This window comes from Clostridium sp. MD294 (assembly GCF_000364165.2).
Taxonomy (GTDB): domain Bacteria; phylum Bacillota; class Clostridia; order Lachnospirales; family Anaerotignaceae; genus Coprocola.
In genome coordinates, this window is sequence record NZ_CP097810.1 from 2,256,822 (window position 1) to 2,275,048 (window position 18,227).

15 protein-coding genes and 1 tRNA gene are annotated in these 18,227 nt (G+C 29.7%); 3 read left to right on the forward strand and 13 right to left on the reverse strand.

Annotated elements, in window-relative coordinates:
- Window positions 1-101 precede the first annotated feature (101 nt).
- A complete protein-coding gene (locus C820_RS11225) occupies window positions 102-2,258 on the reverse strand; it encodes a methyl-accepting chemotaxis protein (RefSeq protein WP_004033801.1) in 2,157 nt (718 codons plus the stop codon).
- A gap of 120 nt (window positions 2,259-2,378) precedes the next feature.
- Window positions 2,379-3,737 carry a cellulase family glycosylhydrolase gene (locus C820_RS11230; RefSeq protein ID WP_004033795.1) on the reverse strand — a complete coding sequence of 453 codons (1,359 nt, stop codon included), beginning with the start codon at window positions 3,735-3,737 and terminating at the stop codon, window positions 2,379-2,381.
- A gap of 154 nt (window positions 3,738-3,891) precedes the next feature.
- On the opposite strand from C820_RS11230, the gene C820_RS11235 reads away from it, so the two are divergent.
- Entirely contained in the window at window positions 3,892-5,763 is a 1,872-nt protein-coding gene (locus C820_RS11235) for a methyl-accepting chemotaxis protein (RefSeq protein WP_004033793.1), read from the forward strand.
- 44 nt (window positions 5,764-5,807) lie between these two features.
- Here the strand turns inward: C820_RS11235 and C820_RS11240 are convergent, their stop codons facing one another.
- The 5 genes from C820_RS11240 to C820_RS11260 all read right to left on the reverse strand — a co-directional run bounded on the left by C820_RS11240 (window position 5,808) and on the right by C820_RS11260 (window position 10,452).
- Window positions 5,808-6,515 (reverse strand): ABC transporter ATP-binding protein, encoded by a 708-nt coding sequence (locus C820_RS11240; protein WP_347562957.1) that lies wholly within the window; start codon window positions 6,513-6,515, stop codon window positions 5,808-5,810.
- 21 nt (window positions 6,516-6,536) lie between these two features.
- Window positions 6,537-7,295: an ABC transporter ATP-binding protein gene (locus C820_RS11245; RefSeq protein WP_004033783.1), complete on the reverse strand. Its 759-nt coding sequence runs from the start codon at window positions 7,293-7,295 to the stop codon at window positions 6,537-6,539.
- Window positions 7,282-8,277, reverse strand: coding sequence for a branched-chain amino acid ABC transporter permease (locus tag C820_RS11250; RefSeq protein WP_004033782.1), 996 nt, complete (start codon window positions 8,275-8,277; stop codon window positions 7,282-7,284). Before C820_RS11250 ends, C820_RS11245 begins: the two co-directional genes overlap by 14 nt.
- Before the next feature lie 11 nt (window positions 8,278-8,288).
- Window positions 8,289-9,164, reverse strand: coding sequence for a branched-chain amino acid ABC transporter permease (locus C820_RS11255; protein WP_502799883.1), 876 nt, complete (start codon window positions 9,162-9,164; stop codon window positions 8,289-8,291).
- 115 nt (window positions 9,165-9,279) lie between these two features.
- Window positions 9,280-10,452, reverse strand: a complete 1,173-nt coding sequence (locus C820_RS11260) for an ABC transporter substrate-binding protein (RefSeq protein WP_004033780.1) — start codon at window positions 10,450-10,452, stop codon at window positions 9,280-9,282.
- Window positions 10,453-11,428: 976 nt separating this feature from the next.
- Here C820_RS11260 and C820_RS11265 point away from each other — a divergent pair.
- Entirely contained in the window at window positions 11,429-13,165 is a 1,737-nt protein-coding gene (locus C820_RS11265) for a methyl-accepting chemotaxis protein (protein WP_004033779.1), read from the forward strand.
- Window positions 13,166-13,283: 118 nt separating this feature from the next.
- On the opposite strand, the gene C820_RS11270 is transcribed toward C820_RS11265, so the two are convergent.
- The 4 genes from C820_RS11270 to C820_RS11285 all read right to left on the reverse strand — a co-directional run bounded on the left by C820_RS11270 (window position 13,284) and on the right by C820_RS11285 (window position 16,372).
- Entirely contained in the window at window positions 13,284-13,424 is a 141-nt protein-coding gene (locus tag C820_RS11270; RefSeq protein WP_004033778.1) for a hypothetical protein, read from the reverse strand.
- A gap of 164 nt (window positions 13,425-13,588) precedes the next feature.
- On the reverse strand, window positions 13,589-14,887 hold the full coding sequence (locus C820_RS11275; RefSeq protein WP_004033777.1) for a dihydroorotase: 1,299 nt from the start codon (window positions 14,885-14,887) through the stop codon (window positions 13,589-13,591).
- Window positions 14,884-15,807, reverse strand: coding sequence for an aspartate carbamoyltransferase catalytic subunit (locus tag C820_RS11280; protein WP_035295489.1), 924 nt, complete (start codon window positions 15,805-15,807; stop codon window positions 14,884-14,886). Before C820_RS11280 ends, C820_RS11275 begins: the two co-directional genes overlap by 4 nt.
- 424 nt (window positions 15,808-16,231) lie before the next feature.
- Entirely contained in the window at window positions 16,232-16,372 is a 141-nt protein-coding gene (locus C820_RS11285; RefSeq protein WP_004033773.1) for a hypothetical protein, read from the reverse strand.
- Between the two features lie 256 nt (window positions 16,373-16,628).
- Between C820_RS11285 and C820_RS11290 the strand changes: the two genes are divergently transcribed.
- Window positions 16,629-17,528 (forward strand): MORN repeat-containing protein, encoded by a 900-nt coding sequence (locus C820_RS11290; RefSeq protein ID WP_004033771.1) that lies wholly within the window; start codon window positions 16,629-16,631, stop codon window positions 17,526-17,528.
- Window positions 17,529-17,570: 42 nt separating this feature from the next.
- Here C820_RS11290 and C820_RS11295 read toward each other — a convergent pair whose 3' ends face one another.
- Window positions 17,571-18,017, reverse strand: a complete 447-nt coding sequence (locus tag C820_RS11295) for a GNAT family N-acetyltransferase (protein WP_004033769.1) — start codon at window positions 18,015-18,017, stop codon at window positions 17,571-17,573.
- Window positions 18,018-18,077: 60 nt separating this feature from the next.
- Window positions 18,078-18,161, reverse strand: a tRNA-Leu gene (locus tag C820_RS11300).
- Window positions 18,162-18,227: the final 66 nt, after the last annotated feature.

The following is an 18,227-nucleotide window of genomic DNA, read 5'->3' on the forward strand; positions in this document are numbered from 1 at the left end:
GTAGTATACTAGTCTTTTATTATGTTTTCAATATTTTTTATATTTAAAATAACAAAGGCAAATGAAAATAATTTTCATTTGCCTTTTCATATAAAATAGTATTAAAACTCTTTCAAGTGGAATTTACTTACTAAATCACGCAACAATTTTGATTGCTTTGACAGTTTTTCACTTGTAGAAACACTTTCTTGTACTGCATTTGTATTTGATTGCACAACTTCTGCAATTAAATCAATATTTTTTACCAATTCTTCTAATGCTCTTTTTTGGTTTTGAGAAGCCAAACTAATTTTATCTACAGATGAAGCAATTTCTTTTGCACCTTCTACCACAGACAGAAATGATTTTGCTGTTTCATCTGCAATATTTGTTCCATTTTTTACAGCGGAAAAAGAACCTTCAATCAATTCTGATGTTTGCTGTAATGCTTCTGCACTTTTTGACGCCAAATTACGTATTTCATCAGCTACTACAGCAAACCCTTTTCCTGCTTGACCTGCTCTTGCTGCTTCTATAGAAGCATTTAAAGATAGTAGATTTGTTTGTCTTGCAATTTCTCCTATTGTATTTAATATTTGCTCTATTCCTGCGGAAGATGTTCTAATATCAGCCATAGCCTCTACTAATTTTTTCATTTCATCGTTGCTTGTTTCTATATTTTCGCCTACTTGTTTTACTGCAAAACTTATTTTTTGTGCATCATCTGCATTTGCTCTTACATCCTCAGATAAACTTTCTATAGATACTGCTAGTTCATCAATTGCTTTTTCTTGTTCTAATGCACCTTTTGATAATATCTGTGCTCCTGTGGATACACTAACAGAACCAGAAGCAACATCATCAGCTGAAATAGTAATTTGATGTAATGTTTCATTTAATGAACTTGCTATTTTTTCAATAGATGTTTGTATTGGTATAAAATCTCCAATATATTTCTGTTTGATTTCAATATCCATATTGTTCTCTGCCATTTCTGAAAGTTGCTGAGAAATATCATGCACATAATTGTCCATTGTTTCACTAATATGGTTAATACCGCTTGCTAAACGTCCTAATTCGTCATCTGTATTTACATCAATGTTAATTTTTAGATTTCCTTTTTCTAATTGAGAAGCACCTGCTGTAATATATGTAATAGGATAAAGAGAATTTTTAATAATTCTATAAATAATATACAGCAGTATAATACCAAACAATGTTACTGCTAACATCAATTTAATAGTGTCTTTAATGATAGCTGTATTAAATTCTGCTTTGTCAATGGCAATATATAATGTCCATTCATTGCCATTTCCACTATTCATTTTAAGAGGTACTGTAACAGAAACACCTCTTCTCATTGTCGCAAAATTTGTTATGTCTGTATTAATAATATAGTTACTGTTCAAATGTGTACCTTCTGGCATTGCTTTTAATTTATCTGTATCTTCTGCTAAACCTTCATATCCTACTTCAGAAGCGTTTTTTCCGACATACTCATCACTATTTGTATCTAGCAAAACAGTTTTATCTTCTGCAAGTGCTACCATATGTGTAGAAGCATATCCTGTACTTGCATATTGTTGTGTTTTCATATCACTTAAAGCAACATCACAGCCTGCTACTCCTAAAAATGCTCCTTCTGCATTATAAACTGGTGCAATAATACTAATCATCATAATATCCTCACCACGTAAATTATATACATAAGGTTCCATAATGTATGGCTGTCCAGAAGATTTTATTTGTACATAATATTCTTTTTCGAAATTATCAAAAGCATCTTCATGTTTTTCAAATGTCACACTTGTTCCTGTTTCATCTGGATAAGCAATTGCTTCATATGCAATTTCTCTATGATGTACACTATATGGTTCTCCATTTGCATCTGCTATAGCATTTTGTTCAAAATATGCAAATACTGTAGTATAATTTTTATCTCCAGTTAATACACCAGCTAAAGCATTATCAATCGCTTGTCTTTGTTGGTCTGGAGGCAATGCTGATATATTTTTTAATGAATTTGCAAAACCTATCACTTGACCATAAACATTTTCTATAGTATTTTGAATTAAAAATGCGTTCTCATAAGCAGAAGAAATCAATTTACTATTTGTTACATCAACTAAAGATTTCATTGATATAGCACCAGATATAGATACATTAATCAAAAATATAATTGCTATAAATATACTCATTTTTGCAATAATTTTTTTACTTAAACTGCTTGAAAATTTTCTATTAACTTTTTTTGCTCCTCTACTTTTACCTTTCAACATAAAATTCTCCCCCATTGATATACTGTAAAATAACAAAATTAGTTAAAAATACTATATTGTATTATAATATAATATTATAATAAAGTCAATTTATTTTTATGAAAAATTGATAACATTTATTTATATCATTTTATAATATTTCATTTCAATTTCTTTATCTGCACAAATAATAAATCCAATATTTTCAACATATTCTCTTGGTTTTATATTTGCATTATAATTCATACAATAAACAAATAATTTATTTTTAATCACATTAAAATTTCCATTCCAAGCATTTACCAGCGTTATAGCTTCATCAAATTGAAATGTTATATTCCACTGATTTCTTGTATAAGGACTATTATTTTTTATAGTACATTCATATTGATAATATTGTTTTCCATTTTGCTGCCAATGGTTTACTACATTTGTAGATATTTCTAAATTATTTTTATTTATATCTATATTTTGTATGCTATAATTTATATTTTGTGACTGTATTGTATTTTTACTTGTCAACATTTTATACAACCATTTTCCACTATCACTTAAATCGTCAATTGTAATATTACTATTTTTTTTGCAATCACTTTTTAATATTGCTGATGTTTCTGCTTTATGAGATAAATTCCACACCACATAGCTTACATGATATTTATTCATCAAATTTATCCATTCATTTGCCTGTTCTACATCTATCGCTCCATTTCCGCTAGCATCACAAATGCCAAACTCTGAAACAAATATAGGTGCTCCTTTTTCAATGGCTTTTTTCATACTATTTCGTAAATCTTGTTTATGTGTTGCTGCATAAAAATGCAATGTATACATAATATTATTTTCATTTAGAATAGGACTTTCTGCTGCCTGTTCTATAAACTGACTCCAATTAGGTGTACCTATCAATATTATATTATCTATATCATTTTTTCTTATTACATCAATGATTTCTTGTGCATATTTTTTAATATCTTCCCAATCTGTACCACTATTTGGTTCATTGCATATTTCATAAATAATATTATTTTGTTTACCATATGTTTTTGACATTTCATCAAAAAATTCTTTTGCTTCTTTTTTATAAGTATTAGGATTTCCATCAGATAATATATGCCAATCAATTATGACATACATATCATATTTTGTAGCATATTCTACTCCTTTTTTCACCAAACTTTTTAAATATTCTTTATTACCATCTGTACAATATCCCCCACTTTCTGCTGTATACATCGCAATACGAATAACATTAATCCCCCATTGTTGTTTTAATTCTTTAAAACATTGTTCGTTAATATATTCTGGAAACCATGCAATACCATGTGTACTAATCCCCTTTAACTGTACTATTTCTCCTTTTTCATTTACTAATTGATTTCCTTTTACAGACAATGCACTAATTGTAGAAGCATTTTCTTTTGTTTCCGCCTTTACTTGCTCATACATTCCAAAACTAAACAACACTATACTCAAACAAAAACAAATGATATTTTTCAAACAAATCTCTCCTTCTACTTATCATATTTTTTATTAGTATAGCACAATAATTTGTTTATTTACACATTATTATTATACTAATTGACAATACTTTACATAATAGTATATAATACTATAAACATAAATCACATATTATATGACAGGAGATAAAACTATGCAGAAAAAATTCACAAAATACTTAAGTCTTTGTATGTTAGTAGCATTTATTATCATTGTTTGTATTGTTTTTGCTTTTCAAACTGCATTATCACGTTCTAATCAGAAAGCTGTCGCACTTGAAAAATTAAAAACGATAAAAACAACACTAATAGAAAATGATAATGAGATTAAAAAAATTAAACAAGACTTTGGAGAAGAAGCACTAATAAAAGCAAAAACATTGTCTTATATCATTTCAAAAGATACACAATTATTATATTCTGTAGATTTCATGCAAAATATAGCAGATTTATTAAATGTAAGTGAAGTACATATTACAGATGAAAATGGTGTTTTACTTTGGGGAAACATACCTGAATATTATGGACTAAATTTTAACGATGGAGCACAAACACAAGCGTTTCTACCTATATTAACAAATTCCTCTTTTCAATTAGCACAAGAGCCTCAGCCAAATCAAGCTACTGGAAAAATGTTTCAATACATAGGCGTTTCTCGTTTAGACTCTCCTGGCATTGTACAAGTTGGTGTAGAACCAGAAAAATTAAATACCGCACTTGCTAATAATACTATAGAAAAAGCCTTATCAAATATTGAATATGGTATCAGTGGTTATGTATTTGCAGTAGATACTAATACGGGAATTATGGCAGCAGGTACAAATGGAGAACAAATGACTTATCAACAATATGGTATTCCAGACAATATTATTTCTGAAACAAATCATTCGGGTAGTACTTTTGGTATAAATAAAATTCTTAATCAAAAAGTTTATGTTGTTACAGAAAAATATGAAAACTATATCATTGGTTTAGCAATGCCTACAAAAGAATTATATCGTTCTCGTACAAATCAAGTTATAACAATTATGTTTATTTGTCTTATTGTATTTATTATATTAATATTAGTAATCAATTTTTTCATTCAAAATTATGTTGTTTTAGGAATACAGCAAATTATAGAAAAACTAAAACAAATTACTTCTGGAAATTTAGATGTAGAAGTAGATATTCATACAAATCAGGAATTTCACGATTTAAGTATTAATATTAATCAAATGGTAGCAAGTATAAAACAAAATATACAACAATCTGAACTTTTAATGCAAAAACAAGAAGGTGTTGTAAATCAAGTAAAACAAGCTGCTGTTTCTCTTTCTGATACAACAACACAAACATTTCAAACATCGCAAGCAATTGTACAAGATACTATAACACAAACACAATATGTAAACACATTACTTACTGACATGGAAAATCTTCTTGAAAAATCTAAAGAAAGTGAAGATATTTCTAATATAGTCGCTCAAAATTCTGCCGATATGATAGAAGGTATGAAACAAACAAGCGAAGATATGGAACAAATGATGAATTCTATACATAGTATGCTACAAACAACTGAAAAAATTAAAAATATTATAAATGAAATTGACTCTATTTCACAATCTACAAATATGCTTTCCCTTAATGCCTCTATTGAAGCTGCAAGAGCAGGGGCTGCTGGAAAAGGTTTTGCTGTAGTAGCAACACAAATTGGTACTTTGGCTGGTGAAAGTGCAACAGCATCAAAATCGACAAATGATTTAATTACAGCTACTTTAGATGCTATAAAAGATGGTGAAACATTTGCTCGCAAAGCAAATGACGAGTTTATACAAGTTATACAGCATACTACAAAATCACAAGAAGCAATTTCTCAGTTAATACATATTTTTAAGCAGCAAGCAGATATGGTACAAAATGCTACAGAAGGCATCAATCGTATTTCTAATTTAATACAAAACACAGTAAATATTGTAGAACAAAGTAAAGTAACATCTCAAAAATTATCAGAACAATCAGAAATGTTAAAAAACATTGTAACATAAAAAAACATTGAGGAGCTTTCTCCTCAATGTTTTTTAGTTTATCATTAAGCTCCTAAATATGCCTTTTTAATGGACTCATTTTTCATTAATTCATCTGCTTTTCCTTCTATTGATATTTTTCCTGTTTCCAAAACATAAGCTCTATCAGAAACAGAAAGTGCCATTTTTGCATTCTGTTCTACTAATAAAACTGTTACACCTGATTTATTTACCTCTTTTATAATTTCAAATATTTCTTTTACTAAAAGAGGAGAAAGTCCCATAGATGGCTCATCTAATATCAATAGTCTTGGTCTTGTCATTAAAGCTCTTCCCATAGCAAGCATTTGCTGTTCTCCTCCTGAAAGTGTTCCAGCAAGCTGCTCTTTTCTTTCTCTCAATCTTGGAAATTTATCATAAATATCTTTTCTTGCTTGTCTTAATCCTTCTAAAGAGTCCTTTACTGTATAAGAACCCATTTGTATATTTTCTTTTACAGTTAAATTAGCAAATACTCGTCTTCCCTCTAAAACTTGTGCAATACCTAATTCTACTACTTTATGTGGTTCTGTTTTCATCAAATTCCTTCCCATAAAATCAATAGAACCACTTTTTGCTCTTAACAGTCCTGATATTGTTTGCATTGTTGTTGTTTTTCCTGCACCATTTGCACCAATCAATGAAACAATTTCCCCTTCTTCTACACGAAGTGATATTCCTTTTATTGCATGAATATGCCCATAATATACATTCAAATTTTTAATTTTAAGCATGTGCATATACTCACCCCCTATTTAATCTCCTATATATGCTGTAATAACAGTAGGGTCATTTACTACATCTAAAGGCAATCCTTTTGCAATTACTCTGCCGTAGTCCAAAACAACTAATTCCTCACAAATACCTAACACTAAATTCATATCGTGTTCAATCAAAAGTATCGCAATATGAAATTTATCACGTATATTTCTAATGGTATCCATCAATTCTAATGTTTCTGTTGGGTTCATGCCTGCTGCTGGTTCGTCTAACAAAAGTACTTTTGGATTTGTTGCTAATGCTCTCGCAATTTCTAATTTTCTTTGTTTACCATAAGGCAAATTTTCAGAAACTACATCTGCTTCTTTATCTAAATCAAATTCTTTTAATATATTTATGGCTCTTTTATTCATTTCTTTTTCTAGTTTTTTATATTTTGAAGTATGTAGCATACTATCCAATAAAGAATATTTTACTTGATTATGCAATGCTGTCTTGATATTATCCAACACTGTTAATCTATTAAAAAGACGTATATTCTGAAATGTACGAGCAAAACCTTCTCTACAAATTTCTGAAGCTGTTTTTCCTACCAAACTTACACCATCTAATTCTATACTTCCCTCTGTAGGGCGATATACTCCTGTCAAAAGATTAAATATTGTTGTTTTTCCTGCACCATTTGGGCCAATTAAACCATAAAGCTGATTTTTTTCTATACTAATATTAAAATCATCAACAGCTCTTAATCCTCCAAATGATATACTTAAATTTTTTACCTCAAGAAGTGCCATTTTCTACCCCTCCCTTTTTTTGAAAGAGTTTTGATAACGTTCTATTTTCTATTAATCCCTCTTTTATTTTAGAATGATTAAATACCATAATAAGTATCAATGCGATAGAGTAAAGCAACATTCTATAATTATCTGCTCCTCTTAAAAGTTCTGGTAATATTGTCAATATAATTGCTGCAATAATAGAACCTTGTATACTTCCCATACCACCCAATACTACTATAACAAGTATCTCAATAGATTGGTTATAATCAAATGTTGTTGGTTTGATTATGCCAACATTATGTGCATATAATACACCTGCTATCCCTGCAAAAAATGCTGATATTACAAATGCTTTTATTTTATAAGCACTTACTTTAATACCTATAGACTCTGTTGCGATGTCATTATCTCTTACTGCACAAATAGCACGACCATCTCTCGATTTTACTAAATTTGCTATCATTAATACTGTAATTGCCATAATAATATATACTACTGTATAATTTTTATAATTAGAATAAAGTGGTATTTTAGAAAGACCTTTCGCACCATTTGTAATACCGCTCATAGCAATCAATATAGATTTTATAATTTCACCAAATCCTAATGTCACAATAGCGAGATAATCTCCTCTTAATCTTAATACAGGAACACCTATTAAAAAACCAAATATTGCTGCCATAATGCCACCTAAAGCAAGTGCTATAATAAATTGTAATATTGCTGGTAAATTTGTATTTACTGTAAATATTGCACTACTATATGCTCCTATAGACATAAAACAAGCGTGTCCTAATGACAATTCTCCTAAAAATCCTGTTACTAAATTTAATGAAACTGCCAACATAATATTTACTGCGATAGGCACAAGTAAAGAAGTATACTGACGATTTAAAAATCCACCTTTTATCAATATTGTTATAAAAACATAAGTTAACACAAGTATTGCTATATTTCTAATTTCTTTTTTATCAAATTTCTGAAAGATTTTTTCCATTTGCCCACCTCCTATACTTTTTCATTTTGTTTTTTACCTAATATTCCAGAAGGTTTTACAAGCAATACCACAACAAGCACTCCAAACACAATAGCATCTGATAATTCTGTTGAAATATATGCCTTTGACAAACTTTCTATAATTCCTAATACAATGCCTCCTAGCATAGCACCAGGAATACTACCTATACCACCTAATACTGCTGCAACAAATGCTTTAATGCCTGGCAAAGCTCCCATTGTTGGCTTTAATGTTTGATACTGACAAATATAAAGTATTCCCGCAAGTGCTGCAAGTGCCGAGCCAATAGCAAATGTCATTGATATTGTTTTATTTACATTGATACCTACTAATTGTGCTGCACCTTTGTCTTCTGATACTGCTCTCATAGCTGTGCCTGCTTTTGTTTTATTGATAAATAAAGTTAATACTATCATTGATATTGTTGTAACAATTAGTGTTACAATGGTAATACCTGAAATATTTAAACTGCCAAATTTAACAGATTGTATATTAATGACTGAATTAAATGGTATTGGTGTCGCTTTAAATATCAAAAGGGACACGCTTTGTAAAAAATAACTTACTCCTATGGCAGTAATCAATACTGCAAGAGGAGGGGCATTTCTTAAGGGTTTATAGGCAATTTTCTCTACCGCAACGCCCACTACAGAACAAACAATAACTGTTAGCAATATAGAAATCGGTATTGATAAATTTAATAATGCGATGCCTATATATAATGTATAAGCACCTACCATAATAATATCGCCATGAGCAAAATTTATCATTTTGGCAATACCATAAACCATAGTATAGCCTAAAGCAATCAAAGCATATATACTGCCTGTTCTTAATCCATTTATCAGCTGTTCCAGCATACTAATTAACATTTCTTCCACCTCTTTTACATCATAATCACTTTCCTATTTAAAACAATGCCCTTCCACCCACTAGGCGGAAGGGACTTTTATTGTCACTTATTATAACAATATATCTTTATTATTCCATTGCTGTATATTGTCCGTCTTTGATAACAACAAATTTTGCACTTTTATCTGGTTCGCCGTCTTCTGTAAATGACATAGAACCTGTAATACCGTCTACTGTAATTTCTGTCATTGCTGCAATCATATCTTCACTTTCTATAGAATTTGCTTTTTCTATAGCTGCTTTAATAACATATACAGTATCATAACCATCCGCTGCAAACTGGTCTGGTGTTGAACTATATTTTTGTTGATATTTTGCTACAAAACCTGCAACTTCTTCTGCTTCATCTGTTGCCAAGAAAGGACTTAAAAATACAGCACCCTCTATAGTAGCTGAGTCTGTTACTTGTGCTAATATGCCGTCCCAACCATCTCCACCAATAAATGGTAAATTCATTCCAAGCTCTTTAGCTTGTTGTGTAATATATGCTGCTGCTTCATAGTATACTGGGCAGAATATGATTTCTGCATCTGTACTTTTAATTTTTGTTAATTGTGTTGAAAAATCAACATCACCTTCATTAAATGCTTCTTCTGTTACAACTTCTCCGCCATTTGTTTTAACCTGTTCTACAAAAGCATTTTTCATACCTGTAGAATAGTCATCAGAATTGTTAAATATAACTGCTGCTTTTGTGAAACCTTGGTCTTTTACAAAGTCAGCCATTGTTCTTCCTTGTAATGGGTCTGTAAAACAAAGTCTGAAAACATTTGGTGCATCTGTAATACATTCAATAGCAGAACCAGAAGGTGTAATTTGCAATATATTATCTTGTTTAGATAATTCTTTTACTGCAATACATGGTGCACTTGTTACAGTACCAATCAAAGCTTTCATACCTTTATCCATTAAAGAGTTATAAGCTGTAATTGCTTTGTCTTCACTAGACTCATCATCTTGAAAATCAAGTGCAAAAGTATACACTCCATCTCCTGCTTTTATACCACCTGCTTCATTGATTTCTGCAATAGCAATTTCTGCACCTTGCTTTACACTAGTTCCATAGGATGCAGCACCACCTGTAAGTGGTCCAATTCCTCCTATCAAAATAGTAGGATTATCTGCATAACTTTCTACATTATTTTCATTGTTATTTGATTGTTGAGTATCTTCACCTGAAGAACAAGCTGCAAATGAAAACATCATTACTAGCGCCATTGCTCCTGCTAAAAATTTTTTCATATTCTTTCCCCCTCAATATTTTTTATAATTCCCTGTGTTTTTTCTTTGTAACTTTTGTTACTTTTTTTGTACCGCTTATCACAACACAAAACTTATTTTGTAAATAATACGCTAAAAATGTTGTTTTCGTCAAGACGGCAGTTTTATAAATTTTAAAATGCAAATATTTAAAATTTTTATAAAATTTCATTTTCATTTTTCATTTATTTTCCTATTTGCTATACAACTATTACAATTTTTTTATTTTCTTTATTATAAAATGGCATAACTCTTTTAAATCTTATTTTTATTTCACAAATGTGGTCATACAACAAAAGCCATTTCACACAATAAACTATTTCTGCACATAAAATAAAATCACGTTCAAAATGTGGTTTTATCTCATTTATACCAAGTAAAACAAAATATACTATTCTATAATTATGGTAATATATAAAATGTCTATTATGAGCAGAAAATAAAAAAATAATTTTATTTTTAAAATGTCGTATAAAAAAACAAAAGAAAAAAGAACCTGAGGGGCAGGTTCTTTTTTCTTTAGGGAAGTGTCATGTAATTTTGCTATGTTTATTGGGTATGTATACACTATAAAATAAAAATATGAATGGGATATGTAGTATTTGTAAACAAAATATGAATATTATAATATGTTTATATAAAACGATGCAATCTATTGAATTTACAATATTTTTTATATCCCATTATAGTACCAAATATTCTTTATGCTTACACAAAAGCAACAGTAACAACTTATGTTTCCCATTAACCAAGCAAAATGATAACATAAATACTAACAATATGCTTATTAACAATACTATACATAATTATAATAAAAATGATAAAATATAGCAAAAAATAGTAATGTATCATAGACTTTTGAAGTATTATCTATTATAATAAAATATAGTAAATATTTTTCAGCTATTTTTGTTGAAAAATAATAAAATTATTTTTAATATGAGAGGAGTCTTTTGTAATGAAACTGAAGTTGAGGGGGAAATTGATTTTCAGTACAGGTATTCTTATTTTTGTAGCTGTATTGTTAATTTCTTCCCTATCGTATTTGTCTTTGAAAAGAGCATACGACAAAAACATTGAAGCTACCAAAGAAAAACTGGACCAGATTATTCAAAGTCAAGTAGAATGTATGATTGGAGTACTTCAAGCAGAATATAATAAATATCAAAGTGGTGATATTACTGAAGAAGAAGCTATAGAAAATGCTAAATATATCGTTCGTACCACTAGATATAATAATGGAACAGGTTATTTTTGGGCAGATATGGCAGATGGAACAAATGCAGTACATATTAATCCAGATGTAGAAGGAACTAATCGTTATAATACTCAAGATGAAAAAGGAAATTATTTTGTACGAGATACGATTGCCGCTGGAGATAAACCAGGAGGAGGATTTATAGATTTTTATTTTGCAAAATCTGGAGAAACTGAAGCGAAAGCCAAGAGAGGTTTTGTCAAAAAATTTGAGCCTTATGGCTGGTATATTGGAACTGGAAACTATGAGGAAGATATGCTTCCTATTATTCAAGGAGAACTAGATGCTGCAAATAAATCTTGTTTTCAGTCAATACTAATCACATACTTTTTTGGTTTAATTATTTTTATCATTAGTACTATTGTCACTTCTATAATAGCTAAAAAAATGGCAGACCCTATTAAAGCGGCATCAGAACGTTTGATTGAACTTAGTCAAGGAAATCTTAAGACAGAAGTAGAAGAATTTAAAGCAGAAGATGAAATTGGAGATTTAACACGTGCTTTAGCAAAAACAGTGCAAACATGGCGTGATTATATTGAAAATATATCTGCATCATTAGCAGAACTTGACAAAGGAAATCTCATATTTGATATTGATATGGAATATGTAGGGGATTTTGCACCTATTAAAGAATCATTTCAGCGTACCATTAATAAACTAAATGATATTTTCAGAAAATTAAATATGAGTGCTGAAGAGGTAGCAAGTGGTTCAGAACAAGTAGCAATTGGTGCTCAGGCTCTTGCTCAGGGAACTACAGAACAAGCATCTTCTGTAGAAGAATTAGCTGCAACAATTACCGAAATACACAATCATATATCAAACAATGCAGAAAATGCAAAACAAACTAGTAGCCAAGCTCTTGTTGCTGCAACAGAACTAGGTGTTGGAAAAAAACAGATGGAGCAAATGATTACTGCTATGAACCAGATTAATAACTCTTCTTCTGAAATTAGCAAAATTATAAAAACGATTGAAGATATTGCTTTTCAGACAAATATACTTGCATTGAATGCAGCAGTTGAAGCGGCACGTGCTGGAGAAGCAGGAAAAGGATTTGCTGTTGTAGCAGATGAAGTTCGTAATCTGGCAAGCAAGTCCGCAGAAGCATCTAAAAACACAGCAGTTCTTATTGAAGCAACTGTTCAATCTGTGCAAGAAGGTGCTGATATAGCTAATCAAACTGCTAAATCTCTCGAACGTATTGTTCTTTCTTCTCAAGAGTCAGCAGAATTAGTCCAAGAGATTTCTCAAGCATCACAGGAACAAGCAGCATCTATTGCACAGGTAACGCTGGGAATTGACCAAATTTCTAGTGTGGTACATACTAATTCAGCTACTTCTGAAGAAAGTGCAGCTGCTAGTAAAGAATTGTCAACTCAAGCTCAATTTTTGATGAATTTAGTGAAGCAGTTTAAAATTAGAGAAATATAATAATAAAATAAATTTAGAAAACGAATAAAAAGCCTCCTTAATAAATATTAAGGAAGCTTTTTTATTTATTCTCTTATACTTTTTCCCAAAAGTGCAACTGCATCATATCCTACTTGGTTCATAATATCAATAACATAATCTCCCTCAGACTTTCATATAACACAATAATATCATTATTTGTTGTACTTTCTGCTGAAACAGTCACACACGAAAACAACATAGCTATCAACACAAATATACTGAAATATCTTTTTCTCATTATTCCCCTTCCCCCTTGTCATTTATGATAAATAAAATATACTGCCAATTTATGTCATTTTAAATAAATATAAAAAGGAAAGGAGTACATAAATATACTCCTTAAAATATAATTTAAAATAACATACTACATATTTTATTTATTTTTAATACTATAAAATTGTGCTAATTCAATTGTTCTACCAATTCACCATTTTCTACAACAATATTGCCATCTACAATAGTATATATTACTTTTCCTTTTACTTCAAAACCTCCAAAAGGTGTATTTTTACTTTTTGAGGCAAATGTATCAGTATCAATTTTATATATTTTATTAGGGTCAACAATAGTAATATCTGCTGCTTTTCCTACTGTCAATGTACCTTTATCAATATTTAACATTTTAGCAGGATTATATGTCATTTTAGCAATTAGTTCCATAGGTGTTAACCAACCTTCTTCTACAAGCACAGTAATGCCTAAAGGTAATGCTGTTTCCAATCCTACAATACCAAAAGCCACTCTTTCATATTCACAATTTTTTTCGTCTATACTATGTGGTGCATGGTCTGTTGCAATAATTTCTATTACATTATCTTTCAAAGCTTGACGAATTGCTAATACATCTTCTTTAGAACGCAAAGGTGGATTCATTTTTGTATTTCCATCATAGTCTGTTATAAAATCATCACTTAATGTAAAATGATGTGGTGTTGCTTCTGCGGTAACAGTTTGACCTGCTGATTTTGCTTGACGTAATAATTCCACACTACCCTTTGTACTCATATGACAAATGTGTAATTTAGAATTTGTACTTTTTGCTAATATGATATCTCTTGCTACAATTACCTCTTCCGAGTCATTTGAAATACCTTTTAATCCTAAAAGTTGTGCACTTGCTCCTGCATTCATAGAACCACCAGCTACTAAGTTAATATCTTCACAGTGAGAAAGTACAGGAATATCGAACATTTTTGCATATTTCATAGCCGTTTTTAGTAATCCAGAAGATGGTACACTTTTGCCATCTTCGCTAATAGCACAAGCCCCTGCTTTTGCCATTTTCCCAATATTAGAGAGTTCTTCTCCTTTTTGTCCTTTTGTAATTGCTCCAATAGGTAAAACGTGTATAACTCCCTCTCTTTCTGCTTTTAATTTAATGTATTCTATCATAATATCACTGTCACATACTGGATTAGTATTTGGCATAGGACATATTGTAGTATATCCACCTTTTGCTGCACTCCTTGTACCTGTTGCTATTGTTTCTTTATATTCATATCCAGGCTCTCTTAAATGTACATGAACATCAATAAAACCTGGTGTTACCCAATTCCCTTCTGCATTTATAGTTTTATCTGCTTTGTCTGTGATATTTTTTTCTATTTTTGAAATAATACCATTTTCTATCAATATATCCATTACTTCATTTGTTTGAGAAGCTGGGTCTATTACTTGTCCATTTTGAATTAAAATTTTCATTTTTCTCCTCCTTGATATAATAATTTTAATATTGCCATTCTAACCGCAACACCATTTTTCACTTGTATATTAATCACAGAATTTTTACCATCAATAATATCTGTGCTTAATTCAATTCCCCTATTCACAGGCCCTGGGTGCATAATCAATACATCTTTTTTTGCATATTTTAATACTTCTTTATTTATTCCAAACAACTCACGATATTCTGCTAAATCAGGAAAAGCTGTTGTTTTTTGTCTTTCAAATTGTATACGCAAACCCATTACAATATCAGCATCTTTTACTGCCTCTTTTACATCAGGTGTTGTTTTTACACCAAGTAATCCAGAACCACCTAATAATGTAGAAGGGCCTGCTAATGTAACATTTGCTCCTAATTTAGATAAGCCAAATACATTACTTCTTGCAACACGACTGTGAGAAATATCCCCAATAATTGCTATTTTTAAGCCTTCAAAATATTTTTTATATTCCAATATAGTAAATAAGTCCAATAAAGCCTGTGTAGGGTGTTCATTAGAACCATCTCCTGCATTAATAACATGGGCTGATACATTTTTCGCTAAAATATGTGGTGCTCCTGTCATATTATGACGCATTATCATCACTTTTACACCCATTTGATCCAACGTTTTTCCTGTATCAATTAAACTTTCTCCTTTATTTACACTACTTGTACTTACACCTAAGTCTTGTACTGTTGCTCCTAAATATTTTCCAGCAAGCGAAAAAGAAGTTTTTGTTCTTGTACTATTTTCATAAAACAAACTAACAATACTACACCCTTTCACTTCATCTACTCTTTTAGTACTATCATCAATGCGAAGTTTCATCTCCTTTGCTGTTTGGAGTATTTCTAATATTTCCTCTTTTGTCATATCCTTTAAACCAAGAATATCTTTTCTGTTTAGCATAATAATCCTCCTTTATTTCATTACAAAAAGAAAGACAATCAAAAGAAAAATCGTTTCTTTTCATTGCCTTATGTATATAAAAGAAATAATACAGAAAGTAATTTTTTATCTTTTTTTGTACTCTTTACCATATCTAAATCCTCCACATACAATTTTTTTATTATTTTTTATTTTAACATATATTTCTATAAAATTCCATAAAAAAATAACAATCTATATAAAAAGCCTATTAAAGTACAAGTTTTTACGTTTTTTTCGTTGTTACTCGTCAAATAGAAGCATGAAATATATTATTTTAATATACAACAGGAGCTTTCAACAGCAAATTTCAAAGCCTTTAATACAATGAAACAAGCTGTTTACTCCTCTGTTTCAGCAAGTCAAAAATCTGTTTTTGACTTAACATTTAAAAAATAGACTATGTACCTTACGCATTGGCTAAATAGTATGTCAAAAGCATCATAGCATTTACTTCAGCATATTTTTTTTCTTTTCTTTTTTTTATATCATTCTTTTTTAATTTAGATTGATTTTGTATGATATTTTGTTTTTTCTCTTTTTTATTCATAAATTTTATTCCTCCTATCAATATATCAATATATATTTTTTTGAAATAAATATGTATATACTATTATTTTTGGTACATTTTTATTATACATCTATATTTTGTATAAATTATGAACAAAAACGAAAGAAATTCTGAACAATCGCTATAAAATTCATTAAAAAATGTCAAATTTATTAAAATTGATGTTGTCCCCTTTTCATATAATTTTTTTTGTGCTACTATAACATTTAATAAACACATAAGGAGGTTAAACATTATGAAAAAATATTTTGCTGCATTTTTTTCTACTATGCTCATTTTGGCACTTTCTGCTTGCAATAATGTAGAAACTTCTATGCAAAATACAGCAAATAATACTATACAAAATGATGATATACAAACAAATATAACATCTGACTTTGCTACACAAGCACAAAAAAACATGGAAAATGCCACAGAAATCACACTTGACTGTGCTTTTGGAAAAATGACAGGAATATATTCAGGTGAAACAAAAAATAATATTCCTCATGGAAAAGGTAAATTTGTTTCTCAAAATCAAAATCAAAGAGGTTGGTATTATGAAGGCGATTTTGTAGAAGGACATTTTGAAGGAACAGGAAAAACTGTTTTTGAAAATGGTCAAATACAGCAAGGCACTTATATAAAAGATATTTGGCACCCTAATACCATACAATTTTTTGAATTTATGCAAACATTGCCAGGAAGTGATTTCATAATCAATCAAAAAGCTCGTACTATTTTAACAGCAGAAAAAAATTATTTTCCAGCTCAATATTCAGAAATACCTTCTAATTTAATAGATAAAAATATTCACTATGAAGATATTATAAAAAATAGTGATGAATATGGTGATAAATTTATTTCTATATCTGATTTGGCTATTTCCACTTTTTCTACATTTTCTATTACAGAAAACCCAGAAGGTCTTACAGAATTAAGAGGTGTTTATATAGAAGCTTTTTCTGATAAAGGTGAAAATTATGCCTTATATTATCGTGGAAATATAGAAGAATTAAAAGAAACAAGTATTATAGAAACATCTGTTGGTATTCCTTTAGGAACAATGAATAAAACAGATAGTTCTGGTACAGAAAAAACGTATGTTGTTTTAGCTGTAAGTAATATATCATTGCAACCAGAAAAAACAGAATAATAATAAATAAAAAATGACGGCAGTTTATTGTCGTCATTTTCATTATAGTAACTTTTTTAAATAAATCATATCTACTAATTGTACACCACATTCAAATATTGGAGCATTATAATGTTCTATAAAAAAATTCTTTACTTTGTGAGAATATACAAAACCACAACTTTTATAAAACGGAATGGTCAAATCACTATCACCTGTTCCTACAAATAATATATCACATACATTTTTATAATAGTCAAAAATATATTTTAGCATTTTTGTTCCATATCCCTGTCTTTTGTAATGCGTATCTACTGCTAAATTTTTTATTTCATAAATGCCTTTTTTTTCTTTTGTAACAACACAAACACATTTCACACAATTTTTTTCATATAATGCAAATAATGTGCCTCTCTCTAAATACCTATCAATCATATTTTGTTGTTCATCTGCCAATAAAAGCAAATCTATAAACTGTTTTTTATTTTCTGAAACTATTTTAATTTCCATAATAATACTCCATATATTTTATAATAAAAAAAATGGCTTGAATATTCAAACCATTTTGAGTGCGGATGGTGGGAATCGAACCCACACTATGTCACCATAACTGGATTTTGAGTCCAGCGCGTCTGCCAGTTCCGCCACATCCGCATATTTTTTGTTACTTCCTTACCGCTTCATTATAATAACACACCTATATTACAAATGCAAGCTATT

Coding starts and splice junctions, on each gene's coding strand:
- C820_RS11235 (WP_004033793.1), top strand. CDS start 3,892: ATGCAGAAAAAATTCACAAAATACTTAAGTCTTTGTATGTTAGTAGCA.
- C820_RS11240 (WP_347562957.1), bottom strand. CDS start 6,515: ATGCTTAAAATTAAAAATTTGAATGTATATTATGGGCATATTCATGCA.
- C820_RS11225 (WP_004033801.1), bottom strand. CDS start 2,258: ATGTTGAAAGGTAAAAGTAGAGGAGCAAAAAAAGTTAATAGAAAATTT.
- C820_RS11290 (WP_004033771.1), top strand. CDS start 16,629: ATGAAAAAATATTTTGCTGCATTTTTTTCTACTATGCTCATTTTGGCA.
- C820_RS11250 (WP_004033782.1), bottom strand. CDS start 8,277: ATGGAAAAAATCTTTCAGAAATTTGATAAAAAAGAAATTAGAAATATA.
- C820_RS11260 (WP_004033780.1), bottom strand. CDS start 10,452: ATGAAAAAATTTTTAGCAGGAGCAATGGCGCTAGTAATGATGTTTTCA.
- C820_RS11270 (WP_004033778.1), bottom strand. CDS start 13,424: ATGAGAAAAAGATATTTCAGTATATTTGTGTTGATAGCTATGTTGTTT.
- C820_RS11295 (WP_004033769.1), bottom strand. CDS start 18,017: ATGGAAATTAAAATAGTTTCAGAAAATAAAAAACAGTTTATAGATTTG.
- C820_RS11275 (WP_004033777.1), bottom strand. CDS start 14,887: ATGAAAATTTTAATTCAAAATGGACAAGTAATAGACCCAGCTTCTCAA.
- C820_RS11285 (WP_004033773.1), bottom strand. CDS start 16,372: ATGAATAAAAAAGAGAAAAAACAAAATATCATACAAAATCAATCTAAA.
- C820_RS11265 (WP_004033779.1), top strand. CDS start 11,429: ATGAAACTGAAGTTGAGGGGGAAATTGATTTTCAGTACAGGTATTCTT.
- C820_RS11245 (WP_004033783.1), bottom strand. CDS start 7,295: ATGGCACTTCTTGAGGTAAAAAATTTAAGTATATCATTTGGAGGATTA.